15 protein-coding genes and 1 pseudogene are annotated in these 14731 nt (G+C 69.5%); 9 read left to right on the top strand and 7 right to left on the bottom strand.

The features are described 5' to 3' along the window. Nucleotides 1–643, top strand: a pseudogene (locus AC0HS0_RS06015) (MFS transporter); the annotation flags it as partial. A gap of 12 nt (nucleotides 644–655) precedes the next feature. Here AC0HS0_RS06015 and AC0HS0_RS06020 read toward each other — a convergent pair. Both AC0HS0_RS06020 and AC0HS0_RS06025 read right to left on the bottom strand, forming a co-directional pair. Then, a complete protein-coding gene (locus AC0HS0_RS06020; RefSeq protein ID WP_472962454.1) occupies nucleotides 656–1990 on the bottom strand; it encodes a cation:proton antiporter domain-containing protein in 1335 nt (444 codons plus the stop codon). Between the two features lie 123 nt (nucleotides 1991–2113). Then, nucleotides 2114–2707, bottom strand: coding sequence for a TetR/AcrR family transcriptional regulator (locus AC0HS0_RS06025; protein ID WP_472962455.1), 594 nt, complete (start codon nucleotides 2705–2707; stop codon nucleotides 2114–2116). A gap of 289 nt (nucleotides 2708–2996) precedes the next feature. On the opposite strand from AC0HS0_RS06025, the gene AC0HS0_RS06030 reads away from it, so the two are divergent. From AC0HS0_RS06030 to AC0HS0_RS06050, 5 genes are all read left to right on the top strand, one after another. Further along, a complete protein-coding gene (locus tag AC0HS0_RS06030; RefSeq protein WP_472962456.1) occupies nucleotides 2997–4322 on the top strand; it encodes an ABC transporter substrate-binding protein in 1326 nt (441 codons plus the stop codon). A 116-nt stretch (nucleotides 4323–4438) separates the two neighbouring features. Further along, a complete protein-coding gene (locus AC0HS0_RS06035) occupies nucleotides 4439–5545 on the top strand; it encodes a carbohydrate ABC transporter permease (protein ID WP_472962458.1) in 1107 nt (368 codons plus the stop codon). Then, nucleotides 5542–6426 carry a carbohydrate ABC transporter permease gene (locus AC0HS0_RS06040; RefSeq protein ID WP_472962459.1) on the top strand — a complete coding sequence of 295 codons (885 nt, stop codon included), beginning with the start codon at nucleotides 5542–5544 and terminating at the stop codon, nucleotides 6424–6426. Before AC0HS0_RS06035 ends, AC0HS0_RS06040 begins: the two co-directional genes overlap by 4 nt. A 2-nt stretch (nucleotides 6427–6428) precedes the next feature. Beyond that, nucleotides 6429–7964, top strand: a complete 1536-nt coding sequence (locus AC0HS0_RS06045) for a GH1 family beta-glucosidase (protein WP_472962461.1) — start codon at nucleotides 6429–6431, stop codon at nucleotides 7962–7964. A gap of 57 nt (nucleotides 7965–8021) precedes the next feature. Beyond that, on the top strand, nucleotides 8022–9044 hold the full coding sequence (locus AC0HS0_RS06050) for a LacI family DNA-binding transcriptional regulator (RefSeq protein ID WP_472962463.1): 1023 nt from the start codon (nucleotides 8022–8024) through the stop codon (nucleotides 9042–9044). Nucleotides 9045–9180: 136 nt separating this feature from the next. Here AC0HS0_RS06050 and AC0HS0_RS06055 read toward each other — a convergent pair whose 3' ends face one another. Further along, nucleotides 9181–10008, bottom strand: coding sequence for a phosphatase PAP2 family protein (locus AC0HS0_RS06055; RefSeq protein ID WP_472962465.1), 828 nt, complete (start codon nucleotides 10006–10008; stop codon nucleotides 9181–9183). 131 nt (nucleotides 10009–10139) lie between these two features. On the opposite strand from AC0HS0_RS06055, the gene AC0HS0_RS06060 reads away from it, so the two are divergent. Then, complete coding sequence (locus AC0HS0_RS06060; protein WP_472962467.1) at nucleotides 10140–10577, top strand: SRPBCC family protein; 438 nt, start codon at nucleotides 10140–10142, stop codon at nucleotides 10575–10577. Nucleotides 10578–10579: 2 nt separating this feature from the next. Here the strand turns inward: AC0HS0_RS06060 and AC0HS0_RS06065 are convergent, their stop codons facing one another. Continuing rightward, a complete protein-coding gene (locus AC0HS0_RS06065; protein WP_472962468.1) occupies nucleotides 10580–11473 on the bottom strand; it encodes a DNA-methyltransferase in 894 nt (297 codons plus the stop codon). Between the two features lie 55 nt (nucleotides 11474–11528). On the opposite strand from AC0HS0_RS06065, the gene AC0HS0_RS06070 reads away from it, so the two are divergent. Next, on the top strand, nucleotides 11529–11813 hold the full coding sequence (locus AC0HS0_RS06070) for a GNAT family N-acetyltransferase (RefSeq protein WP_055921489.1): 285 nt from the start codon (nucleotides 11529–11531) through the stop codon (nucleotides 11811–11813). 31 nt (nucleotides 11814–11844) lie between these two features. On the opposite strand, the gene AC0HS0_RS06075 is transcribed toward AC0HS0_RS06070, so the two are convergent. The 3 genes from AC0HS0_RS06075 to AC0HS0_RS06085 form a co-directional block, all read right to left on the bottom strand. Continuing rightward, nucleotides 11845–12210 (bottom strand): hypothetical protein, encoded by a 366-nt coding sequence (locus AC0HS0_RS06075; protein WP_472962470.1) that lies wholly within the window; start codon nucleotides 12208–12210, stop codon nucleotides 11845–11847. Nucleotides 12211–12275: 65 nt separating this feature from the next. Then, the gene (locus tag AC0HS0_RS06080) at nucleotides 12276–13325 is read right to left on the bottom strand and encodes a lipoate--protein ligase family protein (RefSeq protein ID WP_472962472.1); all 1050 of its coding nucleotides are present in this window, start codon (nucleotides 13323–13325) and stop codon (nucleotides 12276–12278) included. Between the two features lie 24 nt (nucleotides 13326–13349). Beyond that, nucleotides 13350–14219, bottom strand: coding sequence for an alpha/beta fold hydrolase (locus tag AC0HS0_RS06085; protein WP_472963521.1), 870 nt, complete (start codon nucleotides 14217–14219; stop codon nucleotides 13350–13352). Between the two features lie 83 nt (nucleotides 14220–14302). Between AC0HS0_RS06085 and AC0HS0_RS06090 the strand changes: the two genes are divergently transcribed. Further along, nucleotides 14303–14731: a MarR family winged helix-turn-helix transcriptional regulator gene (locus AC0HS0_RS06090; protein ID WP_472962473.1), complete on the top strand. Its 429-nt coding sequence runs from the start codon at nucleotides 14303–14305 to the stop codon at nucleotides 14729–14731.

Genomic DNA, 14731 nt, shown 5'->3' on the forward strand with positions numbered 1-14731 from the left:
ATACAACAAGATCGTCGATCCCCTCGAGAAGGGTGCGCAGGCGAAGGCGCATGCCGCGGGTGTGCAGCAGCTCGTCGCACAGGGCGTGCCGCAGGACGTCGCGGAGCAGAAGGTGCCGCCGGCACCGATCGACTTCTCGAACGCAGACCAGCGCAAGGCTGTTGTCGATGCGGCGGTGCCTCAAGTCCAGTCGCAGCTCGACAAGGCGAACGGCTCGAACAACAGCTCGGCCACCAACGACACGTCGTTCCTGAACAACGCCGACCCGCGGCTCTCCAAGCCGTTCCTGGTCGGTTTCAACTCCTCGGCGGTGCAGGTCTACTGGGTTGCCATGATCGTCGTCCTGGTCGCGTTCGTGCTCTCGCTGTTCTTCAAGACCCCGCCGCTGCGCGCCAAGTCGGCGCTGCAGGAGGCCGCGGACGCGAAGTCGGAGGCCGCGGCCGCCGAAGCCGCAGCGGCCGGCGAACGCCAGCCGGTGCCGGCGGGCGCGGTGGCATCCGACGCCGCTGAGCGCGAGGAGCTCGAGGAGACCGACCTGGGGCTCATCGCGAGCCGCGTCGCCGGCGAGACCGGCGCGCTGATCGAGCCGGTCGTCGACACGGCATCGGTCGCTGCGCAGCGACCGCGGCCCGCTGTCGACTAGGTCGACCGGACCTCAGTCCACCTCACCGACGGAACGGCCGTCGCCCATCGGGGCGGCGGCCGTTCCGGCATCCCGGACCGCCACGCGCCGCAGCACGAGCGGCGTCACCACACCGTGCAGAAGGATGCTGCCGACGACCGTGAGCACGGTCACGCTCAGCACGTCGGCGCTGTCGCTGTCCGGGAGGTGGTTGAAGGCCAGCAGGCCGAAGACGATCGTCGCCGTTCCCCGGGGGCCGACGAGCCCGATATAGGAGCGCTCGCGCCAGGTGACCGGCGATCCCAGCATCGACACGTAGACCGGCACGGCGCGAAAGACCGTGAGCGCCAGCACGGCGATCACGAGGATGCGCCAGTCGATGCCCTCGATGATGACGGCGGTGGTCATGCCGCCCAGGATGAACCAGACGAAGTTCGCGGCGACGGTGCTCGCCTCCTCCACGAGCAGCAATTCGTCGTGGGGCACCGCCTCCAGATCGCTGCGTCGCGTGCGGAGGACACGGAACATGACGCCGGCGACGAACGCAGCGACGAAGCCGTTCGCTGCGACGTCGTGGAGCGTCGCGATCCCGTAGGTCAGCAAGGGCGCGAGGAGCATCACGAAGCGGATCCCGGAGGCGTCCGCCCAGCCGCGAGCGGTGGCCCAGCGCGTCAGCAGGCCGAGCAGGGCCCCCACCACCACGCCGACGACGATCGCGAACAGGGTCGCCGGGATCGCGCCGAAGAACGCGTAGACGGCCTCCGACAGGTTCTTCTCGAGCTCCTTCTCGGTGGCGCCCGTGACCTGCTCCCCCGTGTTCGCGACCTTGATGAGCGTCGGCAGCGCGACCGCGATCGCGAGCGACATGCTGAAGAGCGGCGAGATGAGGCCGTCGTTGTACCCGCTCTCCACGTTGAGGATATGGCGGACGCGGGCGGGGACGCGTCCGGAGCGCAGCAGGGCCGTCGCCGGCGCGAAGTCGGTCGGCATCACGATGCAGGCGATCACGATGAGCACGAACACGTTCAGCTCGGGCAGCAGCCAACCGGTCGTGACGACGACGAGCACCAGCGAGAGCGGGAGGGCGATCAGAACCAGCCGGGAGAGGCTGCGTCCCTCTCCCCCGAAGATGCCGCCGCGCACCTCGCAGGCGTCGACGAACAGCAGCACGGCCAGGATGAGTTCGACGACGTGCTGCGCGATGTCGCTGTCGATGGCCTCCGTGAACCCGTGGACGTCCACGAGCACGACGATCGCGCCGAGCACGGCCAGCGCCGCCGGGCCGGCGATGCCGATGCGCTCGAACCGGCGGGACACCAGCGACCACAGCGCCACGGCGGCGAGGGCGACGAGGATGATGACCGGCATCCGTCCTCCTCCCTGCCTGCTCGCGCCCAGTCTGTCCCACCTCCCCGTCCGCGCCAAGGATCGAAGGGCACGTAAACGCCCCTAAGCCCTCGTTTTAGGGGCGTTTACGTGCCCCTCGGCGAATCACAGAACCGTGAGGAGGTCGAGGGCAAGGGTACGAGCGTCGCGGAGGCGGCGGCGGTCGGCCTCCAGGCCCGAGCGCGCGAGCGCGCCGTGCAGCACGTACGACAGGTGCTGGGCCGTGCGGTCGGCGCGCACGCGGTCGGTGAGTTCGCGGAGGCCCGCGGCGAGGATCCCGTCGACCTCAGCACTGTGCCGGCGGACGATCTCACGGCCGGGGTCGCCGAGCGGCAGCTCCGCGGCGGCGTTCAGGAGGGCGCTGCCGCGGTACCCCGACTCCGGCGCGAGCGCCGCCTGGTCGAGGTAGGCGTCGAAGACCGCGAGGACCCGCGTGACCGGATCGGGCGCCCGGCGCGCCCGGCGGGCGTAGAGCGCGAGCCACTCCGCGTGGCGGGCCTCGAGAGAGGCCGACACGAGTGCCGACTTGGAGGCGAAGTTGTTGTAGAGGCTCATCCGGGCGACGCCGGCGTCGGCCGTGATCGCGTCGATCCCGGTGGCCGCGATGCCGTCGGTGTAGAACCTCCGGACGGCCGCTTCGAGGATGCGGCGTCGGGCACCCCCGCTGCGCGCGCCCGAGTTGCGCGGTCGTTCGGCCACGTCGCCCTCCATTATCTAGGTAGGTCAGTCTATCTAAAAGCCGAGGCGCGAAGGTCACGGTTCGGTCACGGTCGGCTGCGATCGTCCGCGTGATTCTGCGGGACAACCGCATGATTTCGCATTTGCCGGATTTTCAACGATGAGAGCGCGACCACACCGTGTCTTGACAATGCCGACGCACCCGATCTACATTCACTCTCGATCTGTGAGAGCGCTCTCACGACATCCGAAGAGAGCGCTCTCACCGACTCACCAGACCCAACAACTCACACGCACAAGGGAGTGATCCGTGAAGCTTTCACGTCGCACCAAGGTCGCGGCGGCAATCGCCGGCGCGGCCTCGTTCGCCCTCCTCGCGGCCGGCTGCTCATCGAGCGGCGGCGATGCGGGGACCAGCTCGAATCCGATCACGCTGACCGTCACGACGTTCGGCACGATGGGCTTCGACAAGCTCTACTCGCAGTACGAGAAGGAGCACCCGGGCATCAAGATCAAGGCGACCAACATCGACACCGGTGACAACGCCCTGACCGACTGGCAGACCAAGGAGGCCGCCGGCAGCGGGCTCCCCGACGTCCAGGCCGTCGAAGAGGGCTGGCTGTCCAAGGTCATGCAGGTCTCCGACCAGTTCAACGACCTCAAGGACTACGGCGCCGACGACATCAAGAGCCGCTGGGTCGACTGGAAGCTCAAGCAGGCCACCGACAAGAACGGCCGCATCATCGGCTACGGCACCGACATCGGACCGGAGGGCCTCTGCTACAACGGCAAGCTCTTCGCCGCGGCGGGCCTGCCGAGCGACCGCGAGTCCGTCGCCAAGCTGTTCGGCGGCGACAACGCCACCTGGGACGACTTCTTCAAGGTCGGCGAGCAGTACAAGGCGGCCAGCGGCAAGGCGTTCTTTGACCAGTCCGGCTTCATCTGGAACGCGATGGTGAACCAGCAGCCCGAGGGTTACTACACCAAGGACGGCAAGCTCAACATCGAGAACAACAGCGACCTCAAGGCGCTGTGGGGCAAGCTGGCCGGCGGTGCGGCAGCGGGCCTGTCCTCCAACCAGACCCAGTGGGACTGGGGCAAGGGCAAGGCGTTCACCGACGGCTCGTTCGCCACGTTCGTCTGCCCGGGCTGGATGCTCGGCGTCGTGCAGGGCCAGGTCAAGGCCGGCGGCGGCGACGCCTCCACCGGGTGGGACTTCGCGAACGTCTTCCCGGGCGGCGCGGCCAACTGGGGCGGTTCGTTCCTGACCGTGCCGAAGCAGTCCAAGCACCCGAAAGAGGCCGCGGCCCTCGCTGCCTGGCTGACCACCGCCAAGTCGCAGGTCGCCACCTTCCAGGCGGCCGGCACGTTCCCGTCGGTCACCGAGGCGCAGTCCGACCCCGGTGTGACCGGTGAGAGCGACCTGACGAAGTTCTTCAACAACGCGCCGGTCGGCCAGATCCTGTCGGAGCGCGCGAAGGGCGTCGTCGCCCAGTACAAGGGCCCGGACGACTCGGTCATCCAGTCGCAGGTGTTCGGACCGTCGGTGCAGCAGCTCGACTCCGGCAAGGCGAACGGCGACCAGGCCTGGGCCAACGCGATGACCCTGCTGAACCAGCTCGTCGTCAACAAGTAGTACACCTCACCAGGTTCGGGCCCCGCTGCTGCAGGCGGCGGGGCCCGAACACCTCCCCCAGAGCCTCGGGCTCGGCGCAGAGCCCATCCGTCCCACCCCGACCCCCGGAGAACCGCATGACCACCGTCACCCGCACCCCGGACGCCGCGCCCACGGCCACCCGGCGCGATCGCGACGACCGCCGGGCGCTCACCTTCACGCAGAAGCTCAGCCGCTTCGACGTCAAAGCCTCCCCGTACTTCTACGTCGCGCCGTTCTTCGTGCTGTTCGCCCTCGTCGGCCTGTTCCCTCTCGTCTACACGTTCGTCGTGTCGCTCAACAACTGGAACCTCCTCACCGGCCCCGGTGAATGGGTCGGTCTCACCAACTACCTCACCGAGCTGAAGGACCCGTTCTTCTGGAACTCGCTCTTCAACACGGTCAGCATCTTCCTGCTCTCCGCCATCCCGCAGCTGATCGCCGCCGTCTTCATCGCGGCGATGCTCGATCAGAACATCCGCGCCAAGACCTTCTGGCGGATGAGCGTGCTCCTCCCCTACGTCGTGACCCCGGTCGCGGTGACGCTGATCTTCTCGAGCGCGTTCGACGAGAAGTACGGGCTCATCAACAACATCCTCCAGGCCGTCGGCCTCGACCCGGTGATGTGGAAGACCGAGGTCTTCCCGTCGCACCTCGCGATCGCGACGATGGTCAACTGGCGCTGGACCGGCTACAACGCGCTGATCCTTCTCGCCGCGATGCAGGCGGTGCCGCGTGACATCCACGAGTCGGCCGCACTCGACGGCGCCGGCCAGTTCCGCCGGTTCTTCTCGATCACGCTGCCGAGCATCCGCCCGACCATGATCTTCGTCATCATCACGGCGACCATCGGCGGCCTGCAGATCTTCACCGAGCCGAAGCTGTTCAACCCGTCCAGCGCGGTGCCGGGAGGCCCGCAGCGGCAGTACCAGACGACCGTGCTCTACCTGTGGGACATGGCGTTCAACCGCCAGAACTTCGGAAAGGCCTCCGCGATCGCGTGGATGCTCTTCCTCATCATCGTGCTGTTCGGGGTGCTCAACTTCCTCATCTCGCGGCGCATCGCCTCCACGGAGGCGCGCGTGCACCGGAAGAGGACGGCGCGCCGCCTGGCGAAGAGCCGGGCAGAGTCCGGCTCGGATGCCGAGGCGAGCATCGAAGGCGCCCTGGCGCTGACCGCAGCGAGCGAGGAGAAGAACGTATGACCACCGCGACCCGCGCTCCGTCCCCCGCCGCGAAGCAGCGCTCCCCGCGCCGCCGCGCCCTCGGCATCGACCGCCGGCCCGGCTTCCTGACCTACGGCATCCTGCTCGCCATCTTCATCGGCGGCGCCTATCCGCTCTGGTGGTCGTTCGTCGCCGGCTCGAGCAACAGCACGGTGCTCACCTCGACCTGGCCTCCTCTGCTCCCCGGCGGCCAGTTCTGGACGAACATCGGCCAGGTGCTCGACACCGTGCCGTTCTGGCAGGCGCTCGGCAACTCGATCATCGTCTCGACCGTAATCACGGTTTCTGTCGTCGCCTTCTCGACGCTCGCCGGCTACGCCTTCGCGAAGCTCCGCTTCCGCGGCCGCAGCGGCCTGATGGTGTTCGTCATCGCCACGCTGGCCGTGCCGACGCAGCTGGGCATCATCCCGCTGTTCATGGCGATGAAGCAGTTCGGCTGGACCGGCACCCTCGGCGCGGTCATCGTGCCGACCCTGGTCACCGCGTTCGGCGTCTTCTTCATGCGGCAGTACCTCGTCGACGTCATCCCGGAGGAACTCATCGAGGCCGCCCGGGTGGACGGCGCGAACATGATCCGCACGTTCTGGCACGTGGGCGTCCCCGCGGCGCGGCCGGCCATGGCGATCCTCGGCCTGTTCACCTTCATGACCGCGTGGACCGACTACCTGTGGCCGCTGCTCGTAGCCCCGCAGAACCCGACCCTGCAGGTCGCCCTGAGCCAGCTGCAGTCGGCCAAGTACGTCGACTACTCGATCGTGCTCGCCGGCGCGGTGCTCGCGACCATCCCCCTGCTCGTCCTCTTCGTGCTCGCCGGCCGGCAGCTGGTCTCGGGCATCATGGCCGGCGCGGTGAAAGGCTGAGAATGACCGACCACACCTCCCGGGGCCCCGCTGTGTCTTCCGAGACCCGCGTGCCGTCCGAGACCCGCTGGCCCACCGGCTTCCTCTGGGGTTCCGCGACCGCGGCCGCCCAGATCGAGGGCGCGGCCCACGAGGACGGCAAGGAGGACTCGATCTGGGACGCCTTCGCCCGCGTGCCCGGGGCGATCGCCGGCGGGGACACCCCGGAACGCGCCGTCGACCACTACCACCGGATGCCGCAGGACGTCGCCCTGATGGCCGAGCTCGGCCTCCAGTCGTACCGCTTCTCGACGTCGTGGGCGCGCATCAAGCCGGGCGACCGGGACGTCAACCGCGCCGGGCTGGACTTCTACAGCCGCCTGGTCGACGAGCTGCTCGGAGCGGGCATCCTGCCGTGGCTGACCCTGTACCACTGGGATCTGCCGCAGGCGCTGGAGGAGCGCGGCGGCTGGGCGAACCGCGACACGGCGTACCGGTTCCGCGACTACGCGGTCGCGGTCTACGACGCGCTCGGCGACCGGGTCTCGCACTGGACGACGTTCAACGAGCCGCTGTGCTCGTCCCTGATCGCGTACGCCGCCGGCGAGCACGCGCCCGGGCGCCGTGAGCCGCGCGCCGCCCTGGCGGCCCTGCACCACCAGCACCTCGCGCACGGCCTCGCCGCCGCGGCGATCCGCGACCTCGCCGCCGAGCACGACGGTCGCGCGGACCAGCTGCGCCTCGGCATCACGCTCAACCTGACGAACGCGGTTCCGAACGACCCGGAGGACATCGTCGACCTCGACGCGGCGCGCCGCATCGACGGTCTCTGGAACCGCATGTACCTCGACCCGCTGCTCGACGGCACCTATCCCGCCGACGTGCTGGAGGACCTCCGCGATTACCGGTTCGAGGAGCTCGTGCACGACGGCGACCTCGCCGCGATCCGGCAGCCGATCGACTTCCTCGGCGTCAACCATTACCACGACGACAACGTCAGCGGTCATCCGGCGCCTGCGGGCACCATCCCCGCTCCCGTCCCGACCGACCGGCCCAAGTCGTCGCCGTTCGTCGGCAGCGAGTTCGTCACGTTCCCGTCCCGGCACCTGCAGACCACCGCGATGGGCTGGGAGGTCAACCCCGACGGCCTCCGCGAGCTGCTGGTGCGGCTCACGGCCGAGTACCCGGCCCTCCCGCCGCTCTACATCACCGAGAACGGCGCCTCGTACGACGACACCGTGGACGACGACGGCCGCATCCGCGACCTCGAGCGGGAGGCGTACATCGTCGCGCACCTCGACGCTGTGCGGGAGGCCATCGCCGAGGGCGCCGACGTGCGCGGCTACTTCGTCTGGTCACTGCTCGACAACTTCGAGTGGGCGTGGGGCTACGCCAAGCGGTTCGGGATCGTCCACGTCGACTACGACACCCAGCAGCGCACGGTGAAGGACTCGGGCCGCGCATACGCCCGCGTCATCGCCCGGGCGGCCGAGGACGCGATCGAGGGAGCGCCCGACGCCGTGGGCGTGGCCACTGGATCTGCCGCGGCTCGCGCCTAACATGGGTCGGGCGCCGCAATCGGCGCCCGACCCCTCGACGCATCGAGAAGAGGAACCATGACGACGGAACAGGTGGAGGGCCGCTCGGCGCCGACCCTGGAGGCCGTGGCGGCGCGCGCAGGCGTATCCCGAGCGACCGTCTCCCGCGTCGTCAACGGCTCCACCAAGGTCACGCCGGAGGTGGCGGAGGCCGTGACCCGCGCCATCGCCGACCTCAACTATGTGCCGAACCGGGCAGCGCGTTCGCTGGCCTCCCGCCGCACCCAGGTGATCGCGCTGGTGGTTCCCGAGTCGACCGCGAAGGTCTTCGCCGACCCGTTCTTCGCCTCCATCGTCCAAGGCGTCGCGCTGAGCCTCGCCGACACCGAGTACACGCTCAACATGGTGATCTCGTCGGAGACCAACCCCGACAAGACCCGCCGCTACCTCATGGGCGGCAACGTCGACGGTGCACTGGTGGTCTCGCACCACTCGGGCGACCACTCCTACGCCCAGCTGGGCTCGACCCTCCCGATCGTGTTCGGCGGGCGGCCGGTGAGCGAGGCGCAGCACGAGTCGTACTTCGTGGACGTCGACAACGTGGCCGGCTCCGCCGGGGCGGCCGAGCACTTGATCGCCCAGGGCCGTCGCAACATCGCGCTCATCACGGGCCCGCAGGACATGCCGGCCGGTCTCGACCGTTTCACCGGCTGGCACGACGCGCTGCAGGCGCACGGCCTCGACACCTCGCTCGTCGAGTACGGCGACTTCTCCCCGTACTCCGGCATGGAGGCGATGCGGAGGCTGCTCGCGACCGGCCGGCCGATCGACGGGCTGTTCGCCGCGAACGACCAGATGGCCGCGGGCGCCTACTCTGCCATCCACGAGGCGGGGCTCGACATCCCGGGCGACATCGCGGTGGTCGGCTTCGACGACGACAACTTCGGGCTCACCGCCACCCCACCGCTGACCACGGTGCACCAGCCGTCCATCGGCCTCGGCGAGGCCATGGCCCGGGTGCTCGTGCGCCGCCTCGCCGGCGAGCACGTCGACCGGGTCACCCTGCTGCCGACCGAGCTGGTCGTCCGCCAGAGCTCCTGAGGGTAACCGGTCCCCTCCCGCGCTCACCGACCGCAACTCCGGAGATCCGGCCTTGAAACGGCTTGAGGTCGCGTTCATCCGGAGAATTCGGCCAGTCGACGCGGGATCTCCGGAGTTGCGCGCGGGAGGCTGCAACTCAGGCCAGGCGGCGGTAGAGACGGTTGCCGACCACGGCGAGAGCGAGACCGGTCGTCGCGATGGCGGAGACGCCTCCCGCGTACGCGATGAACAGGTGCTCGGTGCCGTTCTGCGTCGAGTTGTAGGTGACCACGAGCGCGACAGCCGCGACGACTCCGCACGCCGCCGCGATCCACACCAGCGCCCAGAGCTTCGAGCGCACCGGAGGGTCTGCGGGCCGCAGCCGGAGGGCGGCGAGCACGATCCCGGCGATGCACGCCCAGAACGCGACCACGAGCATGCCCGCGATGACGTCGCTCGGCCGGTGCCACTGCTCCACAAGCGTGGAGGCTCCCGCCGCGACCGTGAACAGCGCGCCGAGCACGGCGGCGAGCGGGCGGTAGCGCGGTGCCGTCACCAGAAAGACGAGTAGCGCGGCGGAGGCCGCAACGGCGGTGTGGCCGGACGGCAGCGAGTTCGCGAGCCCGGTGTCCACGCCCTTGGCCGGGCGGGACAGCACCGAGTACTTCAGCACCTGCGTGCTCACGTTCGCCGCGAGCGCACCTCCGACCCCGATGGCGAACACGAGCCAGTTGCGTCGCACGAGCACGATGATGAGGGCCACGACCGCGCCGATCACGACGGCGGCGACCGGGAGGGCGTCGAGGAACGACTGGGCGAAGTCGATGATGTCGCCCTTCCACGCGTTGGCGCCCGCGAACGACCGCTCGTCGATGACCTGGCCGATGTAGCTGCGCACGAAGAACAGGTACACACCCACGAAGAGTGCGGCCGTGCCGAGCGCACCCCAGACGAACGGGAGGGCTCGGAGTGCGGCGGGTCGCATAGTCATCAACCCTTCCACACCGTTCCCGGGAAGTCCCGGAAAGCCCGGCACGAGAATCCGCACACAAGCCGCGTCACGCATCCCGCATCCTGCTGGTGCGCACGCTGCGCGCACGGTGTAGGACGAACCACATGAAGAGCTTCACCAACACGATCGACATCGATGCGCCGGCGCACGATGTCTACCTCGCCCTGCGTTCGGTCGACGAATACGCCGAGTGGCTGCGGCACTCGATGGTCTACCGGGGCACGCGCGCGCCTGCGACGCCACCGGACGCCTCCCCGACGTACGAGGACTCCACCATGATCGGCCGGATGCGCGGCGAGCTGATCGCGGAGGTCCCCGACCGCGAGCTGCGCTTCCACCAGGCGAAGCGGTCCGGGCGCGTCGATGCCCTCATCGTCTACGACGTCACCACCGCCGGAGGCCACACGATCGTCACGCGCGTCGGCGAGCTGACCACGCACGGCGTCTACCGCGCGGTGGAGCCGATGTTCGTGCGAATGGCCGCAGCGGAGAGCGCGCGCACCATGAAAGCGCTCAAGGCCCACGTCGAGCGCGCGACCTGACGTCAGCCGACGAAGCGGACGCCCTCGACGGCCTCCGCGAACCGTCCCCGCATCACCGCGACCGCGTCCGCGCTGCTGTCGACCAGCAGGAACCGGCGGCCCAGGGCCGCCGCCACCGCCCCGGTCGTGCCGCTGCCGGCGAAGAAGTCGAGCACCCAGTCGCCTTCGCGGCTGGACGCCTGCACGATCCGGCGGAGGACACCCTCCGGCTTCTGCGTGGGGTAGCCGGTCTTCTCGCGCCCGGTCGGCGACACGATGGTGTGCCACCACACGTCGGTGGGCAGCTTGCCCAGCTCCGCCTTCTCGGGCGTGACGAGGCCAGGCGCCATGTACGGCTCGCGGTCGACCGCCGACGAGTCGAAGTAGTAGCCTCCCGGGTTCTTCACGTACACGAGGATGGTGTCGTGCTTGGCCGGCCAGCGGTTCTTGGACTTGGCGCCGTAGTCGTAGGCCCAGACGATCTCGTTGAGGAACGACTCCCGCCCGAAGAGCGCGTCGAGCAGCACCTTCGCGTAGTGCGACTCCCGGTAGTCGAGGTGCAGGTACAGCGTCCCGCTGTCGGCGAGCAGCCTCCACGCCTCGATCAGGCGGGGCTCGAGGAACCCCCAGTAGTCGTCGAACCGGTCGTCGTAGCTCAGGAGGTCGCCCTTGATGCGCTCGTAGCTGCGGCCCTTGAACCCGATCACGCTGCCGGCTCCGGCCGTCGCGCGCACCGCCTTCGTGCGCTGCCGCGCCTGCGGCCGCCCGGTGTTGAAGGGAGGGTCGAGGTAGATGAGCTGGAAGGCGCCGGACGGGAGGCCGGTGACGACCTCCAGGTTGTCGGCGTGGACGACGGTGCTCGGGTCGGTCGGCTGCCACAGGGACCCGTGAGGGGTGGCGGCAGCGGGATCGGACATGCGTCCATTCTCGCGCATGGGCGGTCACCGCGCTGGCGGAGGGTAGCCTGGCGGCATGACGCTGACCGTCGAGAAGCAGCCCGACCGCTCCCGCTACGCCCTGCTGAAGGACGGCGAGGTTATCGGCATCGCCGAGTACGAGCTCCGTGACGACGCGATCGTGTTCACGCACACGGAGGTCGACCCCGAGAAGCGCGAGCGCGGGATGGCCTCCGAACTGGTGCAGACGGCGCTCGACGACGTGCGCGACCGCACCTCGCTACGGGTCGTCGCGACCTGCCCGTACGTGCGGCGCTGGCTGCAGGACCACCCCGAGTACCAGGCGCTGCAGCGCCGCTGAGCCTGCGCGACCCGCGCGACCCGCGACAGCGTCAAGCGCGGTGCGAGCCGGACGTTCGTGCAGTGGCGCGGCCCTCCTCGGAGGGCGCCCGGCCTTCGGCGCGCTGGCCACGACCGGCCGTGCCGACGTCGATCGTGATCTTGCCGGCCTCCCACACGCCCTTGTCGCCGTCGCCGGGAAGCGGGGCGGGAGCGGGGAGGAACGACTGACGGTCGAGCTCCTGCTGGGCCTCGTGCCGGGTGGGCGCGAAGATCTCGTCGAACGATCCGCCGATCGCGCCGCTCATCGTCGAGGAGCCGCGGTTGGCTTTGTTGGAGAGGTCGATCCAGCCGAGCTTCACGCCGATCACGATCACCGTGACGAGCACGCCGACGACGACTACGACCCACCAATTCACCCGTCCAGGTTACCGGAGACCCGCTGCAGACTCGGCGGACGCACAGGAAGGACCAAGGGACGAACCTAGGGCACGCGGTAGAGCCACTCGTCGGTCGCGAACTTCTCGGCGACCAGCCGCTCGGCCTCCGCGTATTCCGTCTCGGTGATGTCTCCGTCGGTGGCGCCGTAGAGGTTGCGGAACGTCAGCTTGAGCTGTTCGATGATCTCCGCGCGGCTGAGACCGGTCTGGCTGCGCAGCGGGTCCACCCGTTTCGCGGCGCTCGTGATGCCCTTGTCGCTGATCTTCTCGCGGCCGATGCGGAGCACCTCCGTCATCTTCTGGCCGTCCATGTCGTAGCTCATCGTCACGTGGTGCAGCACCGCACCCGAGCCCAGACGCTTCTGCGCGGCGCCGCCGATCTTGCCCTTCGGGCTGGTGATGTCGTTGAGCGGCACGTAACTGGCGTCGATCCCGAGCGACTTGAGCGCGACGATGGCCCACTCGTCGAGGAAGGCGTAGCTATCGGCGAAGCTCATGCCCTGCACCAGGTCGGCCGGGGCGTAGATCGAATAGGTGACGACCGAGCCGGCCTCCATGAACATCGCGCCGCCTCCGGTGATGCGGCGGACGACCTGCACTCCGTACTTCTCGGCATTGACCGGGTCGACCTCGTTCTTGACGGACTGGAAGCTGCCGATCACGACGGCCGGCTCCTCCCACTCCCAGATGCGGAGGGTCGGGCCGCGGCGGCCCTCCCCGACCTCCGTCGTCAGCACCTCGTCGAGCGCCAGGTGCAGCTGCGGGGTCACGGCCTTGGCGTGCACGATCTGCCAGTCGTAGTCGCGCCAGCTGGTGGCGCGAGCGAGCGCGCGGCGCACGGCGACCGCGACGGCCTCCGGCGAGAACCCGAGCAGGAGGGCGCCCTCCGGCAGGGCCTCTTTGACCGCGGCGGCGATTGCCTTCGAGTCGCTCTCGGCCGGGAGGCCGTTGACGGCGGCGTCGATGGCCTCCAGCGCGGTGTCGGGCTCGAGGAAGAAGTCGCCTGCCAGCCGGAATCCGGCGATCAGGCCGTCGACGACCTCCAGGTCGACGACGACGAGCTTGCCACCCGGCACCTTGTACTCACCATGCATGCCCCCAGCCTAGATCCGAGGCGGCTAGGCGCGGGCGGGGAGGCGCGGGTCGAGCCACGCGGTGAGGTCGGCGTAGACCTCGAGGCGGTTCGTCTCGTTGAAGATCTCGTGACGCGCGCCAGGGTAGACGATGGTGGTCACGTCGCTGAGGCCCGAGCGCGAGCGGTACGAGTGCTCGAGCTTGCGCGCGGAGGCCTCCCCGCCCAGCGGATCGTCGTCGCCCACCTGGAGGAGCAGCGGGAGGTCGCGGGCCAGATGCCGGGCCGGCCGCCCGAGCAGTCGGGCCGCGTCGGCCATCCCGAACAGCTTCTGCAGCGGCACGAGGGTGCAGAGGGGGTCGTCGATGAAGGCCTGCGCTACGGCGGGGTCGCGGCTCAGCCACTCGGCGCCGGTGGTGCCGAGATGCGCGTGGCGCTTGTTGAGGTCGCCGCTGTTCATCGAGCCGACCATCCGGTAGGCGGTGCCGGAGAGGACGGCAGCGTCGTAGTCGTCGGCGTGGTGGTTGAGCGTCATCTGCCCCATCAGCGACCCCCAGCTGTGCCCGACGAACACGAGCGGCAGCCCGGGGTTCTCGTCGCGGATCAGGCGCGTGAACGCGCGCAGATCACGGAGCGCCGCCCGCAGGCCGCCCGGGCCGAGCCTCCCGAGCCGGCTCGCGTCGCCGTGCCACTGCTCGAGGCCCGTGCGGCCGTGACCGCGGTGGTCGTCGGCGTACACGCGGTAGCCCTCCCCCACCAGATGCTCGGCGAGGGCACGGTAACGGCCGGCGTGCTCGCCGACGCCGTGCGCGAGCTGCACGGCGGCCCGGGGGCGCTCGGCGTCGTAGACGTCGTAGAAGATGCGGAGGCCGTCATCGGCGCTGAACTCTCGCTGCACGCGCTCATTCTGGCGCATCGGCGCGAAAGGTCGCGCCATTTCGGCACGCTGCGGGCGAACGAACTTTATTTAGCCAGCCTAATTTGTTAGGCTAACTATCTATGGGACGACTCTCGACGCACGACCTCAGCAGCGCGCTGCGCATCGCCGTCGCCCGTCTCTCCCGCCGCCTGCGCGCCGAGAAAGCGGACGACGAGCTGAGCGACACGCAGACCTCCACACTGGCGTTCCTCGTGCGCGAGGGCTCCGGCACCATCGGGAGGCTGAGCGAGCACGAACGCGTCACCCCGCCCTCCATGAACCGCACCGTCAACCGCCTCGAGGAGGCCGGCTACGTGCGGCGAACCGCCGACGCCGTCGACGGACGCAAAGTGGTCGTCGTCCCCACCGAATCCGGCCTCCGGCTCGTCGCCGAGACCCGCCGCCGCCGCGACGCCTGGCTGCACCAGCGGCTGCGCACGCTGACTCCCGAGCAGCGCGAGACCCTCGCCGAGGCCGCCGCGATCATCCGAGAGCTCGCCGACTCGTGA

It is taken from the genome of Leifsonia sp. PARNA 1/14, assembly GCF_055720965.1.